Source organism: Mesorhizobium japonicum MAFF 303099 (assembly GCF_000009625.1).
Classification (GTDB): Bacteria; Pseudomonadota; Alphaproteobacteria; order Rhizobiales; family Rhizobiaceae; genus Mesorhizobium; species Mesorhizobium japonicum.
In genome coordinates, this window is the sequence record NC_002678.2 from 6,290,119 (window position 1) to 6,309,522 (window position 19,404).

Here is a 19,404-nt window from a genome sequence, read left to right on the forward strand (position 1 = left end):
CCGCTGACATGGCCACTCCCGAAACGATCCTCAGCGTCAAGGACCTGCGCGTCCGCTTCCGCACGCTAGACGGCGCGGTCGAAGCGGTGAAGGGCATCAACATCCACGTCAATGCGGGCGAAACCGTCGCCGTGGTTGGTGAGTCCGGCTCCGGCAAGAGCCAGACCATGATGGCGGCGATGAGCCTGCTCGCCTCGAATGGTGAGGCCACGGGCAGCGTCGACTATCGCGGCCGCAACCTGCTGACGCTGAGCAAATCCGACCTGAACAAGGTGCGCGGCGCCAAGATCAGCATGATCTTCCAGGAGCCGATGACCTCGCTCGATCCGCTCTATTCGATCGGCAATCAGCTGATCGAACCGATCCGCCGGCATCGCGGCCTGAATGCCGCCGAAGCACGCGAAGAGGCGCTCAAGCTCTTGCGGCTGGTGCACATTCCCGATCCGGAGCGGCGGATGAAGTCCTACCCGCACGAAATGTCCGGCGGCCAGCGCCAGCGGGTGATGATCGCCATGGCGCTGGCCAACGATCCCGACATCCTGATCGCCGACGAGCCGACCACGGCGCTCGACGTGACCATCCAGGCGCAGATCCTGATGCTGCTGGCCGAATTGCAGCGCAAGCTCGGCATGGCCATCGTCTTCATCACCCACGATCTAGGCATCGTCCGGCGCTTCGCCGACCGGGTCTATGTCATGCGCCAGGGCGAGGTGGTCGAGGAAGGCGAGGCGGGAGCGATCTTCGCCAACCCGCAGCACGCCTATACGAAGATGCTGCTTGCGGCCGAGCCGACGGGAAGCAAGGCGGCGCCGCCCGCCAATGCACCCGTGGTGCTCGAAGGCAGGCATGTCGAAGTCACATTCAAGATCGGCGGCGGGTTTCTGGCCGGCGAGCCGCTGATGCTGCGCGCCGTCGACGACATTTCGATCCGGCTGCAGCGCAACCAGACCATCGGCATTGTCGGCGAATCCGGCTCGGGCAAATCGACGCTCGGCCGCGCTCTGCTGCGGCTGCTGCCGAGCGATGGTTTGATTCGTTTCGGCGATCGCGACATTTCCACAGCCGACCGCCAGGCGATGCGGCCGCTGCGGCGCCAGATGCAACTCGTCTTCCAGGATCCGTTCGGCTCGCTGTCGCCGCGCATGACCGTCGGTCAGGTCATCACCGAAGGGCTGCTGGTGCATGAGCCAAATCTTTCGGGAAAGCAGCGCGATCAGCGCGCGGTCGAGGCTTTGCGGGAAGTCGGCCTCGATCCCAACGCCCGCAACCGCTACCCGCACGAATTCTCCGGCGGCCAGCGGCAGCGCATCGCCATTGCCCGCGCCATGATCCTGAAGCCAAAGATGGTCGTGCTGGACGAGCCGACCTCGGCGCTCGATCGCTCGGTGCAGAAACAGATCGTCGAACTCTTGCGCAAGCTGCAGGCGGACCATGAACTGTCCTACCTCTTCATCAGCCATGATCTTTCGGTTGTGCGCGCCATGGCCGATTACATCATCGTCATGAAACAGGGCAAGATCGTCGAGGAGGGGCCGACCGAAGCGATCTTCAGCAACCCCCAGCACGTCTACACGCAGACGCTGATGGCTGCGGCGATCGATGTGACGCGGTTCCGACTGAGCGCCTGAGACGTCGTTTCAGGTGAGGGCAATCATCATGGCGGCGTCCGTTCGCTCATCCCGGTGACCTCGAGCATTTGCGCGCCCGCGCGGCGGCAATGGCATCCTGCTGCTGTTTCAGCCGGTCGATCCGGGCAGTCTCACGGTTGGCGACGGCGGTCTTCACGCGCGAGCCGCCAAGCAGCCAGCGCGGAACACTGGTGTTGGCGACCCTGCCGCGGGTGATGGCGGTTTGTGAGATTTCGCGGGCGTTTTCGCCCAGCGCGCTGTTGAGCTCGCTACAGCTCATGCTCTCGTACTTCGCCGGATCGGCGGTCCTGCCGATCGACGCGCAACCGGTAACGAGAAGCACCGCAATCACAAGAACCGGTGTCGAGGTTGTCGTCGCGATCGAATTCATGTCCACACCCCGCTCACCGTTTCACTGGCTTCATCATATCCACCGAACTATCTGAAACCGACGATTATTTCGTCAAAGATTGGGCTCTCGAAAGAGCCCTACGGGCATGGACCTCGGAGGCCGGCCGATGTGGGAACGTTCTCGGCCACTCGAAGTTGGTGTCCGTCGAGTGTCTAGATTCAATCACTGGAAACGAAGAGGGCCGCCCCTGCTGACGCCGGGGCGGCCTTTCGTCGATCCTTGGCTGACGGTGCGGCCTCAGCGGCTCGCGCTGGCGTGGCGCCCGGCCTTCGTGCGCCGCCGTTCGTTCAGTCAGCCTGAAATTCAGGCTGCTTCGGCGATGAATGCAGTGGGAGCGCAACCGCCGAGGACTGCCTGGGCGATGCCGGTTCCATTTTCATCGACATGCGCCGTCACCAGGACGATGCCCTCGGCAACGCTCCGCTCATCCGACTTTGCCGCTGTGGTCATGAAGGCACCGAGCAGCCCGCCGCCGCCGCAGACCGCGCAAACCAGTGCCGTTGCCGGCAGTCCGGCCGGAAGAGAACTGACGCCGTAGACAGCCATGGCGCTCAGGCAAGCCAATGCCGCACCGACTGTACCAAGGATGACACTTGGAGACCTTAGAACTGCAAGTTCGTCCTGGTAGGGCCCGATAATGGCAATCTGAACGCGGGGAATACCGACCGCCATCAGCTCTCCGGCAACCCGGGAGGCTTCCGCACGGGAATCAAAAAGCTTGCTGATTGTCCGCATGGTCTCAGAGCGTTTTCTCGTCAAGCAACCTGCCGGCAACGAAGGACGCGATTAAGTCGTCACCATCAATGCTGCCTCGTCCGTCGACCATCACGGCCGCGACCTTTTGGAAGGTCTTCATTTTGCTCATGGTAATCCGGGCCTGCCGCATTCTGGCTTTGAGGTCAGCTACGCGCGCCCCCAGGACATCGGATTGTGTGGTCTCACTGTTAGACATAGTGACGTTCATTCAGTTTCGCTTCCTCGTTTGATTGTCCTCGCGCCCAACCACCCGAAACAAGTCCGCAGCGCAAACGTTCCCTGGCTGGGCTTCGGTCCGGCGGAACATCGGACCTTGGTCTGGCCGCAAAATGCAATGGTCCTGCCTATGTTGCAGCTCGGAACGCCCACCGTTCGGAGCCGTTATTCGCGACACGTTCGGGAGGAAGCTGATGGACAAGAGTGTCGGCCAAGCGCGCTGGTTGCTCGCAGTGATCTTCGCCATGCCCATCACCTTCATGGCGATTGGAATGGTCTTCGGCTGACCATCCGGGAGTATTGGCAGATCGGCGCAGCTACGTCCCTTCCTGCGCTGATAGGGTTCGCCCGCCACGTCCGCGTGGCAGGCGAACCCTTGCAGGCGCCGTAGCCGGCATTCCAGCCTACGTGGCGAGATTCCGCGACCTTTTTTCGGAGAGGCTGAATGGCATCGTCATCACACGACTGTCCGTTGTTGATGCCTTCTGTCGGCACGCCAGATCGCCAGTGACATCTCAGATTTCTTCCAGAAGGCCCGGCTGCAAAGAGCCGGGCCTTTTGGTCGATCAATAACCGTTGTTTTCGATCACCACGGGGCGGCGGTGATGGTGCTTGGAGACCGAACTCGTAACAACGACGGCATCGGGGCGATGGTGCCGGCGGCCGTGATCGTAGAAAGCCACCGTGCCATGGTGGCGATGATGCAAGCGCTGGCCGTCCTCGTTGATGATCCTGACGTTGCTGTGGTGGCGATGGTGAGTCCTGATGATTACGTCGGCTTCGGCCGCCGAAGCGACAGCCGGCAATCCGATGGAAAGCGCCAAAGCGCATATGATCATTGATTTCATTGCAATTTCTCCAATGCCTTGATTAGCCCTTCGTTGGATTAACTGCCACTGGACCCTTTGGTTCCGGTCTTTCCAGGGCGGTTGGGACGCGCCGGGATGTTTGTCGATATTTTCAAGTGGTGGAACATTAGTTATATCTAATGGTTATCTCTCGCAGCCGAGACCAAAGCTTTATGTCTGCTGAAGATCAGTCGGCAAAGGCCGGTCAGCCCGCGTTCTTCGCCGGAGGCGCGGGGCCCTCAAGGGCTAAAGGAGAGACATTATGAACAATATCATTTGGCTCGTTGGAGCGGTGGTCATCGTACTAGTGATATTGAGCTTTTTCGGCCTTCGATAGGCGCGGCTGAGTCATGCCCGCAAAGGAAAAGGCCGCACCGAGGAAGGCGGGTCATCTCGCCGTATTTTCAAGTGAGATATCAGTTCGAGCGCCAAGTCGGGATGCGCTAACACATTGTTTTTCTGGTCGGAGTGGCAGGATTTGAACCTGCGACCCCCTCGTCCCGAACGAGGTGCGCTACCAGACTGCGCTACACTCCGTGACCAGACGGCGGGCTTATAGCCGCCACACTTCATTCCTGCAAGCGGCAATGGCAGCGCTTCTGTCGCATTTCGTCAGCTTTCGCCGCGCAGGCCGCTGGCGCTCCAGTCGAACGCGCGCGCCCAGTGGGCAAAACCGTGCCACCGCACCTCGGGAAATTGCCTGTGCAAGGCAGCGATATCGACGTCGTAACCGACACGGTCGAACCACTCGAACATCAGTGCCGCGTCCTCGCTCTGCTGGCGGGCAGCAGCGATCGGGATCTCCTGATACCGGATCGGACGGCCGATGGCCTCGGTTAGGATTTTCGCCTGCTCCTCGCCGGACAATTCGTCCCCGGCGAAATCATAGCGCTTGCCGAATACCTCATCCCGCCGCTCCGCGAGCGCGGCGACGAAGGCGCCGATATCCGCCAGCGCAACCAGTTGGAGGACACGCTTCGGCGGCATGGCGAAGGCAAGAGTGCCTTGGCTGAGCGCGCCGGTTGACCACGGCGCGATGGCGTTCTCCATGAAGGCGACCGGCGCGCTGATCGTATGGGGAATGCCAAGCTGCCTGACATGCTGTTCGACCAGATACTTGCTTTCGAAATGCGGAATTCCGGTCTGCTTGTCGGCGTCGGCCACGGATGAATAGATCAGGTGTCCGATGCCGGCGGCCTTCGCTGCATCGGCGGCAAGGATCCCCTGACGGGTCTCCTCCTCAAGTCCGGCCTCGTAGCTGTTACCCATCAGGAACATGGTGTCGACGTCTTTCGCGGCCTGCACGATGGAGGCTGCGTCGGCAAGATCGCCGGCCACGACCTCGGCGCCCGCCGCGGCCAGTTGCCGTGCGGCATCGCTGTCCGGCTTGCGCGTCAAAGCCTTGACGCGATGGCCCCTGGACAGCAGGGCACGCGCAACGGCGCCGCCTTGCTGGCCTGTGGCGCCGGTCACAAGAATGCTTCGTTTGCTGGTCATCTCATTTGCTCCTTGTCGGTTTGTCTGGAGCAAAATTAGGCTCTATCTCATTGATGCATAATTGCCTATAATTGGAAAAACCTGTCCCATTAATGAATACAATGGTCGATCTCAACGATGTCGTCGTGTTTGCCCGCGTCGTCGAAGCCGGTAGCTTCACCGCTGCCGCGCGCCTGCTGGCCATGCCCAAGACGACCGTCAGCCGCCGTGTCGCCGCGCTTGAGCGCGAGGTCGGAGTGCGGCTGCTGCAGCGCACCACACGCAGCCTCAACCTGACGGATGCCGGGCGTCTCTACTATGAGCAAAGCAGCCAGGGGCTGCGGACGATCGAGGAGGCGAACCTTCGTCTTGCGGAGGCAAGGGCGGAGCCTTCGGGCACGATCCGCATTTCGGCCCCGGTTGGTTTTGGCGGTCACTTCCTCATCCGCGCCGTGGTCGACTTTCTGGCTCTGTACCCGAAGACCAATGTCGAGTTGCGCCTCACCGACGACAAGCTCAACCTGATCGAGGACGGCATCGACCTTGCCTTCCGCACCGGAAGGCTTGAGGATTCGACGCTCATCGCCCGCAAGCTGGGTTCCACGCACAGGCTGCTCTGCGCCAGCCATGACTATCTCGCACGCTACGGGATTCCGGAAGGCCCGGCCGATCTTGCCCGCCATCGATGCGTCATCGCGGGTCCGTCGGCCTCAGGCGCTCATTGGGTGCTGGATGGACCACAAGGCCAGGAAACTGTCGTGGTCGCCGGGCGCTTCGCCGCCAATGAGATGCAGGCGGTGGCGGCGGCCGCGCTCGCCGGTTTCGGCATCGCCCAATTGCCGCAGCCGATGGCCGACGGGCTGATCAACGAGGGGCGGTTGCGGCGCGTTCTCGACGGCTACACGACGCCGGCCGGCGGCCTGCACGTTCTCTTTCCCAGCAGCCGGCACCTTTCACCCCTGGTTAAGGCCTTCATCGACCTGGCGGTCGAGCGGATTTCCAATCGGGCAAACACGGCTTAAGGCATGTCTGCTACCTCCGACCAACTTCTCAGCGAGACCACAATGAGTCAGCGCATCGTCAGTTTTGTCATGAGCGGCGGCGTCGGCTCGCGGCTCTGGCCGCTGTCGCGCGAGGACAATCCGAAGCAGTTTCACGATTTTTCGGGTGATGGCTCCATGCTGGCCAAGACCTTGCGCCGCCTGGCGGCAAGGCCCGACGGTCAAACTCCGATCTTCCTGATCGCTTCGGAACGCCATGCCGACCGCGTCCGTGCCGATCTCGCCGGCCTCGATCTTGCCGGCGGCGGTCCGCTGTTCGAGCCCACAGGGCGCAACACCGCCGCGGCGGTGGCCCTTGCAACGCTGCGCACTTTGTCCGAATTCGGCGACAGCCTGGTGCTGGTGGTGCCGTCGGACCACGAAATATCGACGGCAGGGCAATTCTGGCAGAGCGTTGAGGCGGGCACTGAGGCGGCACGCGCCGGCCGGCTCGTTGTGTTCGGCATCAAGCCGACGCAGCCCGAAACCGGCTATGGCTATATCGAGGTCTCCGCCGAGAAGGGCGGGGTATCAGACGTTTCGCGCTTCGTCGAAAAGCCGGACCTGGCGACCGCGCAAGGCTACCTCGAAGCCGGAAACTTTTATTGGAACACCGGCATTTTCCTGTTTCGCGCCGCTGCCATGCGCGACGCTTTCGCCGTGTTCCAGCCGGACATCTGGCGGGCGACCGAAGCCGCTTACAAGGCGGCGACATCGGATCTGTCAGGCCTCTACATGCCGCTCGACCTCTACGCGGCCATCCCGTCCAATTCGATCGACTATGCCATCATGGAGCGGGCGAGGGACATCGCGATGGTGCCGGCCGGCTTTCGCTGGAACGATCTCGGTTCCTGGCAGTCGTTGCTCGATGTCGGCCCTGCCGATGACCAGGGCAATGTCATTGTCGGCGACGTCGTCGCCATCGATTGCGAGAACTCCTACATCCGCAGCGAAGGGCGCCTCTTGTCGGCGATCGGCATGAAGGACGTCGCCATCGTTTCGACCGCCGATGCCACGTTCGTGGCTCCGGTCAGCCACAGCCAGCATGTCAAGAAGGTGGTCGAGCAACTGGAGAAGTCGGGCCGGCTGGAAACCAGGTTCACCCCGGCGCATGACCGCGTCATCGAAAGCGGCGCCTGGCGGCGGCGCGTGCACCACTGGCTGTTCCAGGAAACCTTGCCGCTGTGGTCGACATCGGGCGTCGACGAGCGCCACGGCGGCTTCCACGAAGCGCTCGGCTTCGACGGCGCCCCGCTGATGAAGCCGAAGCGCATGCGCACGCAGGCCCGCCAGGTCTATGCCTTTGCGGTTGCCAAGGAGCACGGCTGGACTGGGCCGGCCGAGCGGCTGATCGCGCATGGCATCGACTTCATGGCTGGGAAGGGCCGCACCGAACGCGGCGGTTGGGTGCGCACGCTGAATGTCGACGGCGCTGTCGCCGACGCCACGGAAGACGCCTACGATCATTCCTGCGTACTGCTGGCGCTGGCGCATGCGCATATGTCGGGCAATACGGATGCTCTTCGGCTCGGTGAAGAGACTTTCGCCTTTCTCGACGCACATCTCGAGGACAGCCGCATGACCGGCTTTCTCGAGACGTCGGATGGGGAGGGCGAGCGGCGCTCAAACCCGCACATGCATTTGCTGGAGGCCTTTCTCGCCTGGTATCAGGCGACCGGCGAGCGTGCCCATCTGCGCCGCGCGGCTCGCATCATCGACCTCTTCCGCAGCCATTTCTTCGACGCCGAGAGCTGGACGCTCGGCGAATATTTCGATGCCGAATGGAAACCGTCGACTGGCGAGAAAGGGTCCTGGACCGAGCCTGGCCATCATTTTGAATGGGCTTCGCTCCTGGTCGATTTCGCCGAGCGCAGCGGCCAGGCCGAACTGAGCGGCTTCGCGAGGAAACTTTACGCTTCGGCCATCGCCAACGGCCTCAACCGGGCCACCGGTCTTGCCTATGGCGCCGTCTCCAGGCAGGGCCTGCCGCTCGACCTGATCTCGCGCAGCTGGCCGCAGGCCGAAGCCATCAAGGCGGCGATCGCGTTGGACGGCTCGGGCGGTCCCGACCTGAAGCCCGAGATCGAGGCCCGTGTCGGCCGGCTTTTCCGCTGGCACATCGACCCGGCGCCGCTCGGCCTGTGGATCGATCGCATAGACGAACGCGGCCGCTCGCTGGCGTCGGATGTTCCGGCCAGCATCTTCTATCATCTGGTCTGCGCGCTGACGCAGTATCTGGATAGGACGGCAAAGAAGGCGGTCTAGGCTCGGCTCAATACGGGCTCGCCACGTCCCCAGTCTCGACATAGATCGACTTCAGCTGCGAATAGAGCGCCAATGCCGCCAGCGAATTCTCGCGGCCGATGCCGGACTGCTTGAAGCCGCCGAAGGGGATTTCCACCGGCGTCAGATTGTAGGCGTTGATCCAGCAGGTGCCGGCCTGCAATTCGGCGATCACGCGGTGGGCGCGCGGCAGGTCGCGGGTGAAGACGCCCGCGGCGAGGCCGAATTCGGTGTCGTTGGCGCGGTCGATCACCTCGTCCTCGCCGTCGAATTTCAGCACGCTCATGACAGGTCCGAAAATCTCCTCGCGGGCGATGCGCATCGTGTCGGTGACCCCGGTGAACACCGTCGGCTCGACGAAGAAGCCGCCGTCAAAACCCTGCAGCGACGGCACATTGCCACCGCAGGCGAGAACAGCGCCGTCCTGCTTGCCAATCCCAATATAGCCGACGACCTTCTCGTGCTGTGCCTTGGAGACCAGTGGTCCCATCTGCGTCTCGGGATCAAGCGGATTGCCGATGCGGATTTTCTTCGTCCGCTCGACCAGCCGCTCGACGAAGCGGTCGTGGATGCCGCTTTGCACGAAGACACGCGTGCCGTTGGAGCAGATCTGGCCTGTGGAGTAAAAATTGCCGAGCATGGCGCCGCCAATGGCGTTTTCGATGTCGGCATCGTCGAAGACGATCAGCGGCGACTTGCCGCCGAGCTCCATCGTCGCGTGCTTCATCTTCGAACCCGCAAGCGACAGAACCTTGCGCCCGGTCGGCACCGAACCGGTCACCGAAACTTTTGCCACGACATCGTGGCCGACGAGGCCCGCGCCAACATCGCCATAGCCCTGCACGACATTGAACAGCCCGTCGGGCAGGCCGGCCTCGCTGTAGATTTCGGCCAGCGCCAGCGCTGACAACGGCGTGTTTTCCGACGGCTTGAATACCATGGCGTTGCCCATGGCCAGCGCAGGGGCGGATTTCCAGCCGGCGATCTGGATCGGGTAGTTCCAGGCGCCGATGCCGACACAGACGCCGAGCGCCTCGCGCCGTGTGTAGGCGAAGGGACCGCCGAGATCGACGGCCTCGCCATTATAGGCGGCGACCGCGCCCCCGAAGTATTCCAGGCAGTCCGCGGCCGACGGTGCGTCCGCCACCAGCGTTTCCTGGATGGCCTTGCCGGTGTCGAGCGTCTCGATGCGGGCGAGGTCGGCGTTGCGGGCGCGCAGAATGTCGGCTGCGCGGCGCAGGATGCGGCCGCGCTCGACCGGCTTCAGCCGCGCCCATGCCGGTTGCGCGGCGCGTGCGGCCTCGATGGCGAGCTCCAGCACATTCGGCGTCGCCGAGCGCAGCATGGCGATGGTCTCGCCGGTTGCCGGATAGATGACCGGCAATGGCGCCCCTTGCTCGTCGTCGATGTAGCGTCCGTTGACATAGTGCGATGCCGTGGGCTGGGCGCGCATGGGTAGTCTCCGAATGTCTGCGCCCCCAAAAGGGACGGCTCAATCTAGGGACGGCTCAATCTGACAGGTGGATCATGCTCTATCTGTCCGACACCTGCCAGCGCGGATTGATCCATGGCTCCTGGTTGGACGGCGCCAGCGGCGTGCGGCCAAGAATATGGTCGGACGCCTTCTCGCCGGTCATGATCGATGGCGCATTGAGATTGCCGTTGGTGACACGCGGGAAAATCGAGGAATCGGCGACCCGCAGCCCGTCGACGCCGATGACCCGGCATTCCGGATCGACAACGCTCGTCACATCGTCGGCGCGGCCCATCTTGCAGGTGCCGCAGGGGTGGTAGGCGCTCTCGGCATGGTCGCGGATGAAGACGTCGAGATCATCGTCCGACTGCACATGGCTGCCCGGCGAGATTTCCTGGCCGCGAAAAGCGTCGAAGGCCGACTGGCCGAAGATTTCGCGGGTCAGCCGGATGCAGTGGCGGAACTCGGTCCAGTCGTCCGGATGCGACATGTAGTTGAAGCGGATCACCGGCTTCGCTTTCGGATCGGGCGAACGCAGCGTCACCGAGCCGCGCGACTTTGACCGCATCGGCCCGACATGCGCCTGGAAGCCGTGCGACTTCGCCGCCGCCTTGCCGTCATAGCGCACCGCCGCCGGGATGAAGTGGTACTGAATGTCTGGATAATCGACGCCGGCGCGCGAGCGCACGAAGGCGGCGGCCTCGAAATGGTTGGTGGCGCCGAGGCCGGACTTGAAGAACAGCCACTGTGCTCCGATCAACGCTTTCGAGAACGGGTTGAGCACCGAATTCAGCGTGATCGGCTTGGTGGATTCCTGCTGGATATAAAGCTCCATGTGATCCTGCAGATTGCGGCCGACGCCGGGCCGGTCGGCCACCACGGCGATACCGTTTTCGCGCAAATGCTCGGCCGGGCCGATGCCGGACAGCATCAGGATCTTGGGCGAATTGATCGACGACGCGGCGACGATCACCTCACGTCGCGCCTTAACAACTTGAATCTGTTTGTGAGCTTCGATCTCGACGCCGATAGCGCGTTGATTCTCGATGATCACCCGACGGGCAAAGCCCTTGACCAGACTCACGTTTTTCCGCTTGAGCGCCGGCTTCAGATAGGCTGATGCCGCCGACCAGCGGCGGCCGCCGCTTATGGTCTGTTCCATCGGCCCAAAACCTTCCTGCTTGGAGCCGTTGTAGTCGTCGGTCAGTTCGAACCCAGCCTGGCGGCCCGCTTCGACGAAGGCGCCGTAGAGTGGATTTTTACGCGAGCCACGCTGCACATGCAGCGGCCCGCCATGGCCGCGCCAGCCGTCCTCGCCGCCGTCATTGTCCTCCATGCGCTTGAAGTAGGGGAGTACGTCGGCGAAGCCCCAACCCGTTGCACCTTCTTCGGCCCAATGGTCAAAGTCGCGGGCATGGCCGCGCACATAGACCATGCCGTTGATCGAGGACGAACCGCCGATCACCTTGCCGCGCGGCGTCGCCAGCACGCGGCCGCCGAGATGCGGCTCCGGTTCGCTGGCAAAGCCCCAGTCGTAAAGGCTCATATTGAGCGGGATCGACAGCGCCGACGGCATCTGGATCAGCGGCCCGATATCGCTGCCGCCGAATTCGATGACAATGACCGAATGCTTGCCGTCTTCCGACAGGCGATAGGCCATGGCCGAGCCGGCGGAGCCGGAGCCGATGATAACGAAATCCGCTTCAAGCATGGTTCATATGCGCCATAAAATCGGCGAGCGAGACATTGCCGCCGGTAGCCACAACAAGGACGGTTTTATCAGTCACATCCACCTTGCCACCGAGCAATGCTGCCAGCGACGCAGCCCCGGACGGCTCCAGCACCAGCTTCATCCGCTCGAAGGCGATCCGCATGGCACGCCGCACCGATTGATCATCGACGGTGATTCCGCGAACGCCAGCGGTCTTGACCGCCGCGAACGGCGCATCGCCCGGCCGCCGCGACATCAGCCCGTCGCAAATCGATTTCGGCCCGATCGGCATGGTCTCGATGCTGCCATGCGCCAGCGACGAGCCCATGCCATTGAAGCCTTCCGGCTCGACGCCGATGATCTCCGTCGCCGGCGACAGATAGTGGAAGGCGAGCGAAACGCCGCCGATCAGCCCGCCGCCGCCGACCGAGCAGAACAACAGGTCGGCGCTGGCGTCCTTGGCCTCAAGCTGGTCGAGCGCTTCGAGCCCGGCGCCAGCCTGGCCGGCGACGATCTCCGGATCGTCGAAGGGATGCAGCAGGGCCAGCCCTTCCGTCTCGGCGATCTCGCGCGCCTTGGCAGCGGCAACCTCTTCTCGCGCGCGCTCGCCATGGTCGGTCAACACGACACGCGCGCCATAGCCCGCCGTCGCGTCACGCTTGGCGGCGGGTGCGTCGATCGGCATGACGATGGTGACGGGAATGCCGAGCGCTTGGCCGGCTGCCGCCAGGCCTTGCGCGAAATTGCCGGAGGAGTAGGCGACGACTCCTTTCCTCGCTTCGTCGGCCGACAGCCGCTTCAACCGCCAATAGGCGCCGCGGATCTTGAACGATCCGGCCCATTGCAGCGATTCCGGCTTGATGAAGACACGGGCAGCACCGGTCTCCCTGGCGAGTGCGGTCGATTCCAGCAGCGGCGTGATCTGCGTCGCCCTGGAGGTGACGGCATAGGCCTGTTTGAGATGGGCCAGCGAGGGGACGAGAAGGTCTGCCATCATTCGCCTCGCGGAAAGCGTTTTTGCTCTTCGAGCACGTTGAGATCCATGTGGTTGCGCATGTAGCGTTCCGAGGCCTTCTGCAGCGGCTGGAACTCCCAGGGGTAATGCGTGCCGTTGCGCAGCGCCGGGTAGACCACCCAGCGCCGCGCCTGGTTGGCGCGCACGGCGGTATCGAAGGCCGCCATGTCCCAGCGTGCGCGCACCTTTTCCAGGAAAGCCGCCACCAGATCGGCATGCGCCGGATCGGTGGCAAGATTGCTCAGCTCATGCGGGTCGGCTTCGATATCATAGAGTTGCGGCGGATCGATCTCGCAATGGACGAATTTGTAGCGGCCGTCGCGGATCGCCACCAACGGCGCGTTGGAGCCTTCGGCCGCATACTCCATCAATACGGGCGCGTAGCGCTGCTTGCCCTCCAGCAGCGGCAGCAGCGACTGGCCGTCGGTCCATGGCGCGATCGCGCTCATGTCGATGCCGGCGAGGTCGCACAGCGTCGGCGTCACGTCGAGATTAGAGACCGGCGCCTTGATCAGGCCAGCGGGAATGTCCTTGCCGGCGATCATCAGCGGCACCCGTGCCGAGCCCTCGAAGAAGCACATCTTGAACCACAGGCCGCGCTCGCCGAGCATGTCGCCATGGTCCGAGCAGAACAGGATGATCGTGTCGTCGAGCATGCGCGTGCGCTCAAGCACCGACAGCAACTCGCCGACCTTGTCGTCGAGATAGGAGATGTTGGCGAAATAGCCGCGCCGCGAGCGGCGGATTTGCTCTGCCGTGATGTCGAAACTGTTGTAGTCGGAAGCCTTGTAGAGCCGCTGCGAATGCGGGTCCTGGCTGTCGCAGGGGATGAAGCCCACTTCGGGTTCTAGCGCTGGGCAATCCTCATAAAGATCCCAGTACTGCCGCCGCGCCACATAGGGGTCGTGCGGATGGGTGAAGGAAACCGTCAGGCACCAGGGCCGGTGCGCCGCATCGTCGGAGACGCGGGCGAAGTCGTAGAGTTTTTGCACCGCGTGGAAGGCGACCTCGTCGTCATACTCCATCTGGTTTGAGATCTCGGCGACGCCGGCGCCGCTTACCGAGCCCAGATTGTGATACCACCAGTCGATGCGCTCGCCGGGCTTGCGGTAGTCCGGTGTCCAGCCGAAATCGGCGGGATAGATGTCCGTGGTCAGCCGCTCCTCGAAGCCGTGCAACTGGTCCGGCCCGACGAAATGCATCTTGCCCGACAGTACGGTGTGATAGCCGTCGGCGCGCAGATGATGGGCAAAGGTCGGGATCGACGAGGCGAATTCGGCGGCGTTGTCATAGACCTCGGTGCGCGACGGCAACTGGCCGCTCATGAACGAGGCGCGGCCCGGCGCGCAGAGCGGCGAGGCGGTGTAGTTGTTCCTGAATCGGGCCGAACGCGCCGCGAGTGCCTTCAGATGCGGCGCGTGCAGAAACGCGGCAGGCCCATCGGGAAAAAAAGTCCCGTTGAGCTGATCGACCATGACGATCAGGAAATTGGGTCGCTTCGCTGTCACTGCTTTTGCCGCTCGCCGAGTTTGGTTTCGAGATAGTCCTCGACCAGCGCGATCGCGGTCGCGGCGTTGGGCACGCCGTCCTTCAGCGCCCGCCTGATGTAGAGTCCGTCGATCATCGCCGCTGTGGCTTCGGCGGCGCTGTCGGCCTCGGCCCTGGGCAGGATGCCGGTCAGCCCGCTCATCAGGTTCGAATGCAGCCGCCGCGCATAGATCTTGAGCAATCGGCGCAACGCCGATGATTTCTGCGCCTCGACATAGAAGGCAAGCCAGGCTGCAATGGTTTGGGCCTGGAACTGGATGTCGGAGAAGTTGACGGCGACCACGGCGGAGACGCGTTCGCGCGGGGACTTGGCGGATTGCAGGGCGCGGCGCATGTCGATGGTCAGTTCGGCGAGAATGTGCCGCATCGTCGCGAACAGCAATTCGTCCTTGGCGCCGAAATAATGGTGGGCAAGGGCCGAGGACACGCCGGCGCGGCCAGCGATCTCGGACATGGTCACGTCGAGCGAGCCGCGTTCGCCGATCGCCGAGATCGTCGCGTCGATAAGCGCCTTGCGGCGCAGTGGCTCCATTCCGACTTTTGGCATGCTGCTCCCGATTTTTGCGCGGAGATTATTTTTTATTGACGGGTCAATCAACAAAAAATCGACGTGGGCGCGAGCTGTACCAAGCGATTGTCCTGTTCCGGCCCTTCACGGTCCGGGCGAGAATGTTTATCTTTGAACAATAAAGGCGAAGTGCGCCATGAGCCCAGTATGCTAGGCTGGCGCCAAGGATGGAGACCGCCATGACCGCATGCATCGTTGGCTGGGCGCATTCGCGCTTCGGCAAGCTCGAGGGCGAGACGCTCGAAAACCTCATCGTCAAGGTCGCGACGGATGCGCTCGACCATGCCGGCATCGGTCCGGACGAGGTCGACGAGATCGTGCTTGGCCATTTCAACGCCGGCTTCTCGGCGCAGGATTTCACCGCGAGCCTGGTGCTGCAGGCCGACGACCGGCTGCGCTTCAAGCCGGCAACGCGCGTCGAGAACGCCTGCGCGACGGGATCGGCGGCGGTCCGGCAAGGCATCCGCGCCATCGACGCCAACGCGGCCCGCATCGTGCTGGTGGTTGGCGCCGAACAGATGACGACGACGCCGGGACCCGAGATCGGCAAGAACCTTCTGAAAGCGTCCTATCTGCCGGAGGACGGCGAGACACCCGCGGGCTTCGCCGGCGTCTTCGGCAAGATCGCGCAGGCCTATTTCCAGCGTTATGGCGACCAGTCCGATGCGCTCGCCATGATCGCCGCCAAGAACCACAAGAACGGCGTCGACAATCCCTATGCGCAGATGCGCAAGGATTTCGGCTATGATTTCTGCCGGCAGGAGAGCGAGAAGAACCCCTTCGTCGCCGGTCCTCTCAAGCGCACCGACTGCTCGCTGGTCTCCGACGGCGCCGCCGCTCTTATCCTCGCCGATACGGCCACTGCGCTGAAGATGCGCCGCGCAGTTGCCTTCAGGGCCAATGAACATGTGCAGGATTTCCTGCCGATGTCGAAGCGCGATATTCTGGCCTTCGAAGGCTGCGAGCAGGCTTGGACCCGCGCGCTGAAGAATGCCGGCGTGACGCTCGACGATCTGTCCTTTGTCGAGACGCATGACTGCTTCACCATTGCCGAACTGATCGAATATGAGGCCATGGGCCTGGCCAGGCCCGGCGAGGGCGCGAAGCTGGCGCTGGATGGCACGACGGCCAAGGACGGCCGCCTTCCGGTCAACCCCTCCGGCGGGCTCAAGGCCAAGGGCCACCCGATCGGCGCCACCGGTGTCTCCATGCATGTCCTGACCGCCATGCAGCTTGTCGGCGAAGCCGGCGGCATTCAGGTGCCGGGCGCGAAGCTTGGCGGCATCTTCAACATGGGTGGCGCGGCGGTCGCCAACTACGTTTCCATTCTCGACCGGATCAGGTAAACCGCCCCGACATTACAGCGCCGCGCGCCTTTTGGGGTGCGCAAAGGACGCTGTAACACTTTGATTTTGCGCATGACCTCGAGGATCGATTTCGATTTTCGAGGTCATGCGCTGCGGGAGGTGGCATGGCAAATCCGGTTCTGATCGAGGTTCTGCGCGGCGCGATCGTCGAGAGCGCGCATCGCGGCGCCGTCGCGGTCTTCGATGCCGACGGCAAACCGGTCCTGGAGATTGGCGACACCTCGAAGCCGGTGTTCCCGCGTTCGGCGGTCAAGGCAATCCAGGCCTTGCCGCTGGTGGAAACCGGTGCTGCCGACGTCTATGGCTTCGGCAACCGTGAGCTGGCCCTGGCCTGCGCGTCGCATTCGGGCGAACCGGCGCATGTCGAACTGGCGCGGTCCATGCTGGCCAGGGCCGGGCTCGATGGGTCAGCGCTCGAATGCGGCGCGCATTGGCCTTCAAACCATGCTGCCGAGATTGCACTCGCCCGCACCGGCGATTTGCCCAATGCGCTGCACAACAACTGTTCAGGAAAACATTCCGGCTTCCTCTGCACCTGCGTGCATTCCGGCATTGCGCACCGTGGCTACGTCAAGGCGGGGCACGCACTGCAGGAGATGGTGCGCGACGCGATGCAGTCGGTCACAGGTGCCGTCCATGGCGCTGATGAGCGGGCGACCGACGGCTGCTCGATCCCGACCTATGCGGTGCCGCTTAGGAGCTTCGCGCTCGGCTTTGCCCGCATGGCCACGACAAATGGTTTCGGCCCCGAGCGGGCCAAGGCGGCAAAGCGGCTGCTGGCCGCCTGCATGGCGGAGCCCTTCTATGTCGCCGGCACCGGCCGCGAAGACGTCGCGCTGATGGAAGCAGCACCTGGGCGGATCTTTGCGAAAGGCGGCGCCGAAGGCGTCCACTGTGCCGCAATTCCGGAACTTGGCCTCGGTATCGCGCTCAAATGCGATGATGGCGCCGGCCGCGCCAGTGAAGCCATGGTTGCCGCCGTCCTCGCCAAGCTGCTGCGTGCGGACGAGGCCCTGACGGCGAAGCTCATCGAACTGGCAAACGCGCCGATCAAAAGCCGGATCGGAGCCAAGGTGGGGGCGCTGAGGCCGACTGCCGCCCTCAACTGACGCGGTTGCGCTCAACGGTCAAATGCGCAAAGCCGCTGTTGCTTAACTGGGTAAGGTCGGCTGTCACAGGCTCGGCCCAACGCTGGCCGATGACCGCGCCGTTCAACGCGCCGTCGATGACGTTGTCGGAGATGACGGCCGTGCCGGCACCCTCGACCACACTGACGACGATGCCTGTCCCAGCCTTGCGGATGATGTTTCCCGTCGCCACCACATTGCGCAGGTAAGGCCCCCAGCCGATCGACATGCCGTAGAGCGGCGCGTTCTCGATGACGTTGTTGGAAGCGATGGTGTCGGCCTCGACGCCGATGCCGACGCCGAAGCCGGGCGGATCGGCGGTGTAGGGGCCGCTGGTCGACAGATTGCGCACGATGTTGCCGGAGCAGACACCCATGCGGCCGCCTTCGTTGAAGTTGACGATCGAGATGCCGTTGGCCGCGCCATCGACGATGTTGTTGCTGATGACAGCGCCCTCGAACGAGAATTCGGAATAGACCGCGGTCTCGCCCGAGCGCGAGCAGGTATTGCCGGAAATCTGCAGATTGCTGGAACTGTTGGCGCGGATTGCCGAGAAAGCGCAATCCGACACGACATTGCCCGAAATAATGACGTTTCCGGCACGGAAGGCGTTGATGCCATTGCCGTTCTGGCCGGTTCCACCGCTGCGCGCGCCGATGCGTTCGACCCGGTTGCCCGTGACCATCGTGCCGTCTTCGGCCGCCTGCCAGCGATGCACGAGGATGCCGCCATTAGCACAGTCGGAGACCGTGTTGCCTGATATTGCCAGTCCAGCCGCCTCGACCGAATAGATGCCGGCGTCCGCCGCGCCCGATATGTCGGAGCGTTCGATGCGGCCTGTCGCATGTTCCAGCGCCAGCCCGTTCTTGCCGCTGCCGGTTATCTGGCAATTGTCGACAACGAGATGGCCGACCCGTCGAAGATCGAGCAGCCCTTGCGCATAGTCGCCCATCGAGCGGTTCGAACCATCGAAAACCAGCCCGCTCAATTCAATATGGTCGGCCTGTTCGGCCATGAAAAGGTGGCCGTCGCCGCCATAGACGATCCGCGTGGCGCCCGGTACGCCGGAAAGACGCACGCGGCTGGGCAGTGAGAGATTGGATACCACATAGGTGCCAGCCGGCAGGAACACCGGCACGTCCCGGCTGTTCGCGTCGCGCAGCAGCTTGGCGAAGGCCTTGCTCTGGTCGTCGAATGTGCCGGGCTGGACGCCGAGTTCGGTGGCATTGATGGAACCGCGCATCGAGGCTTTTTCAATGCCGGTCAGGCCAGCGGCCGCCGCCTTGCCAAGCGCGAGGCCCACAACGGCAAAGCCGGCGGTTCCTGTCAGCAGCGTTCGTCTGTTCAACATCGGCACAGAATCTCAGCGTTCAAGCCTGATGTCGCAGGAATCGTGCCAAACGTACCGTTCCTTTTCACAATGACTTGTCGAGCTGTCGCTCGAGGCTTAGGTTCAGGCAATGAGCAGAGCTTTTACCCGCGAAGAAGACAGCGAGAATGCCATTGCCGGTGTCGGCGAGCGGCCGATCAGCCCGCACCGCAACCTCGTGACGGAGCGCGGCCTGGCGCAGATCGAGGACAATCTGGCCGAACTGCGTGACATTCTGGCGAAAGCCGAGAGGAAGGCAGACCGCGAGCGTATCGCGGTGGTGTCACGCGATTTGCGCTACTGGACGGCCCGACGCGAAAACGCCGAACTGTCCGTACCGGAACCCGGCAGCGACGTCGTCCGCTTCGGCATGGGCGTCACGCTGGAAGCCGATGACGGCAAGAAGGTGCATTGGAAAATCGTCGGCGAGGACGAGGCCGATCCCACCAAGGGAAGCATTTCGCATGTTTCGCCGATGGCCGTCGCCCTGTTCGGCAAGAAGGTCGGCGACGTGGCCGCGGTCAACGGCAAGGAATGGGAAATCGTCAAGCTCTCGGATAGTTAGA

The 19,404-nt window shown here is 63.3% G+C and carries 17 protein-coding genes and 1 tRNA gene; 6 read left to right on the forward strand and 12 right to left on the reverse strand.

Going from position 1 to position 19,404, the window contains the following annotated elements:
• Window positions 1–8 precede the first annotated feature (8 nt).
• On the forward strand, window positions 9–1,628 hold the full coding sequence (locus MAFF_RS30975; protein ID WP_010914977.1) for an ABC transporter ATP-binding protein: 1,620 nt from the start codon (window positions 9–11) through the stop codon (window positions 1,626–1,628).
• A 46-nt stretch (window positions 1,629–1,674) separates the two neighbouring features.
• Here MAFF_RS30975 and MAFF_RS30980 read toward each other — a convergent pair whose 3' ends face one another.
• The 6 genes from MAFF_RS30980 to MAFF_RS31005 form a co-directional block, all read right to left on the reverse strand.
• Entirely contained in the window at window positions 1,675–2,019 is a 345-nt protein-coding gene (locus tag MAFF_RS30980; protein ID WP_032929417.1) for a hypothetical protein, read from the reverse strand.
• Between the two features lie 324 nt (window positions 2,020–2,343).
• Window positions 2,344–2,712, reverse strand: coding sequence for a hypothetical protein (locus tag MAFF_RS39495; RefSeq protein WP_244420657.1), 369 nt, complete (start codon window positions 2,710–2,712; stop codon window positions 2,344–2,346).
• Window positions 2,713–2,779: 67 nt separating this feature from the next.
• The gene (locus MAFF_RS30990; RefSeq protein ID WP_420651620.1) at window positions 2,780–3,004 is read right to left on the reverse strand and encodes a hypothetical protein; all 225 of its coding nucleotides are present in this window, start codon (window positions 3,002–3,004) and stop codon (window positions 2,780–2,782) included.
• Window positions 3,005–3,578: 574 nt separating this feature from the next.
• Window positions 3,579–3,860 carry a hypothetical protein gene (locus MAFF_RS41535; RefSeq protein WP_010914980.1) on the reverse strand — a complete coding sequence of 94 codons (282 nt, stop codon included), beginning with the start codon at window positions 3,858–3,860 and terminating at the stop codon, window positions 3,579–3,581.
• A 460-nt stretch (window positions 3,861–4,320) separates the two neighbouring features.
• Window positions 4,321–4,397 (reverse strand) — tRNA-Pro (locus MAFF_RS31000).
• A gap of 75 nt (window positions 4,398–4,472) precedes the next feature.
• The gene (locus MAFF_RS31005) at window positions 4,473–5,357 is read right to left on the reverse strand and encodes an NmrA/HSCARG family protein (protein WP_010914981.1); all 885 of its coding nucleotides are present in this window, start codon (window positions 5,355–5,357) and stop codon (window positions 4,473–4,475) included.
• Window positions 5,358–5,458: 101 nt separating this feature from the next.
• Here MAFF_RS31005 and MAFF_RS31010 point away from each other — a divergent pair, with 101 nt between their 5' ends.
• Both MAFF_RS31010 and MAFF_RS31015 read left to right on the forward strand, forming a co-directional pair.
• Window positions 5,459–6,358 carry a LysR family transcriptional regulator gene (locus MAFF_RS31010; protein WP_010914982.1) on the forward strand — a complete coding sequence of 300 codons (900 nt, stop codon included), beginning with the start codon at window positions 5,459–5,461 and terminating at the stop codon, window positions 6,356–6,358.
• 42 nt (window positions 6,359–6,400) lie between these two features.
• Entirely contained in the window at window positions 6,401–8,641 is a 2,241-nt protein-coding gene (locus MAFF_RS31015; RefSeq protein WP_010914983.1) for a mannose-1-phosphate guanylyltransferase/mannose-6-phosphate isomerase, read from the forward strand.
• A gap of 7 nt (window positions 8,642–8,648) precedes the next feature.
• Here MAFF_RS31015 and betB read toward each other — a convergent pair whose 3' ends face one another.
• The 5 genes from betB to betI all read right to left on the reverse strand — a co-directional run bounded on the left by betB (window position 8,649) and on the right by betI (window position 14,954).
• Window positions 8,649–10,112 carry a betaine-aldehyde dehydrogenase gene (betB, locus tag MAFF_RS31020; protein ID WP_010914984.1) on the reverse strand — a complete coding sequence of 488 codons (1,464 nt, stop codon included), beginning with the start codon at window positions 10,110–10,112 and terminating at the stop codon, window positions 8,649–8,651.
• Between the two features lie 79 nt (window positions 10,113–10,191).
• Window positions 10,192–11,844: a choline dehydrogenase gene (gene betA / locus MAFF_RS31025; protein WP_010914985.1), complete on the reverse strand. Its 1,653-nt coding sequence runs from the start codon at window positions 11,842–11,844 to the stop codon at window positions 10,192–10,194.
• Window positions 11,837–12,841 (reverse strand): threonine/serine dehydratase, encoded by a 1,005-nt coding sequence (locus MAFF_RS31030; protein ID WP_010914986.1) that lies wholly within the window; start codon window positions 12,839–12,841, stop codon window positions 11,837–11,839. The genes betA and MAFF_RS31030 overlap by 8 nt, the downstream gene beginning before the upstream one ends.
• Window positions 12,838–14,367, reverse strand: a complete 1,530-nt coding sequence (gene betC / locus MAFF_RS31035; RefSeq protein WP_010914987.1) for a choline-sulfatase — start codon at window positions 14,365–14,367, stop codon at window positions 12,838–12,840. The genes MAFF_RS31030 and betC overlap by 4 nt, the downstream gene beginning before the upstream one ends.
• Window positions 14,364–14,954, reverse strand: coding sequence for a choline-binding transcriptional repressor BetI (betI, locus tag MAFF_RS31040; protein WP_010914988.1), 591 nt, complete (start codon window positions 14,952–14,954; stop codon window positions 14,364–14,366). The genes betC and betI overlap by 4 nt, the downstream gene beginning before the upstream one ends.
• 200 nt (window positions 14,955–15,154) lie before the next feature.
• Between betI and MAFF_RS31045 the strand changes: the two genes are divergently transcribed.
• Together MAFF_RS31045 and MAFF_RS31050 are read left to right on the forward strand one after the other, a co-directional pair.
• Window positions 15,155–16,321, forward strand: coding sequence for an acetyl-CoA acetyltransferase (locus MAFF_RS31045; RefSeq protein WP_044551555.1), 1,167 nt, complete (start codon window positions 15,155–15,157; stop codon window positions 16,319–16,321).
• Window positions 16,322–16,446: 125 nt separating this feature from the next.
• On the forward strand, window positions 16,447–17,451 hold the full coding sequence (locus tag MAFF_RS31050) for an asparaginase (protein ID WP_010914990.1): 1,005 nt from the start codon (window positions 16,447–16,449) through the stop codon (window positions 17,449–17,451).
• Here the strand turns inward: MAFF_RS31050 and MAFF_RS31055 are convergent.
• Window positions 17,444–18,820, reverse strand: a complete 1,377-nt coding sequence (locus MAFF_RS31055; RefSeq protein WP_044549786.1) for a TIGR03808 family TAT-translocated repetitive protein — start codon at window positions 18,818–18,820, stop codon at window positions 17,444–17,446. The genes MAFF_RS31050 and MAFF_RS31055 overlap by 8 nt on opposite strands.
• A 109-nt stretch (window positions 18,821–18,929) precedes the next feature.
• Here MAFF_RS31055 and greA point away from each other — a divergent pair, with 109 nt between their 5' ends.
• Window positions 18,930–19,403: a transcription elongation factor GreA gene (greA, locus tag MAFF_RS31060; RefSeq protein WP_010914992.1), complete on the forward strand. Its 474-nt coding sequence runs from the start codon at window positions 18,930–18,932 to the stop codon at window positions 19,401–19,403.
• The last annotated feature ends 1 nt before the right edge of the window (window position 19,404 follow it).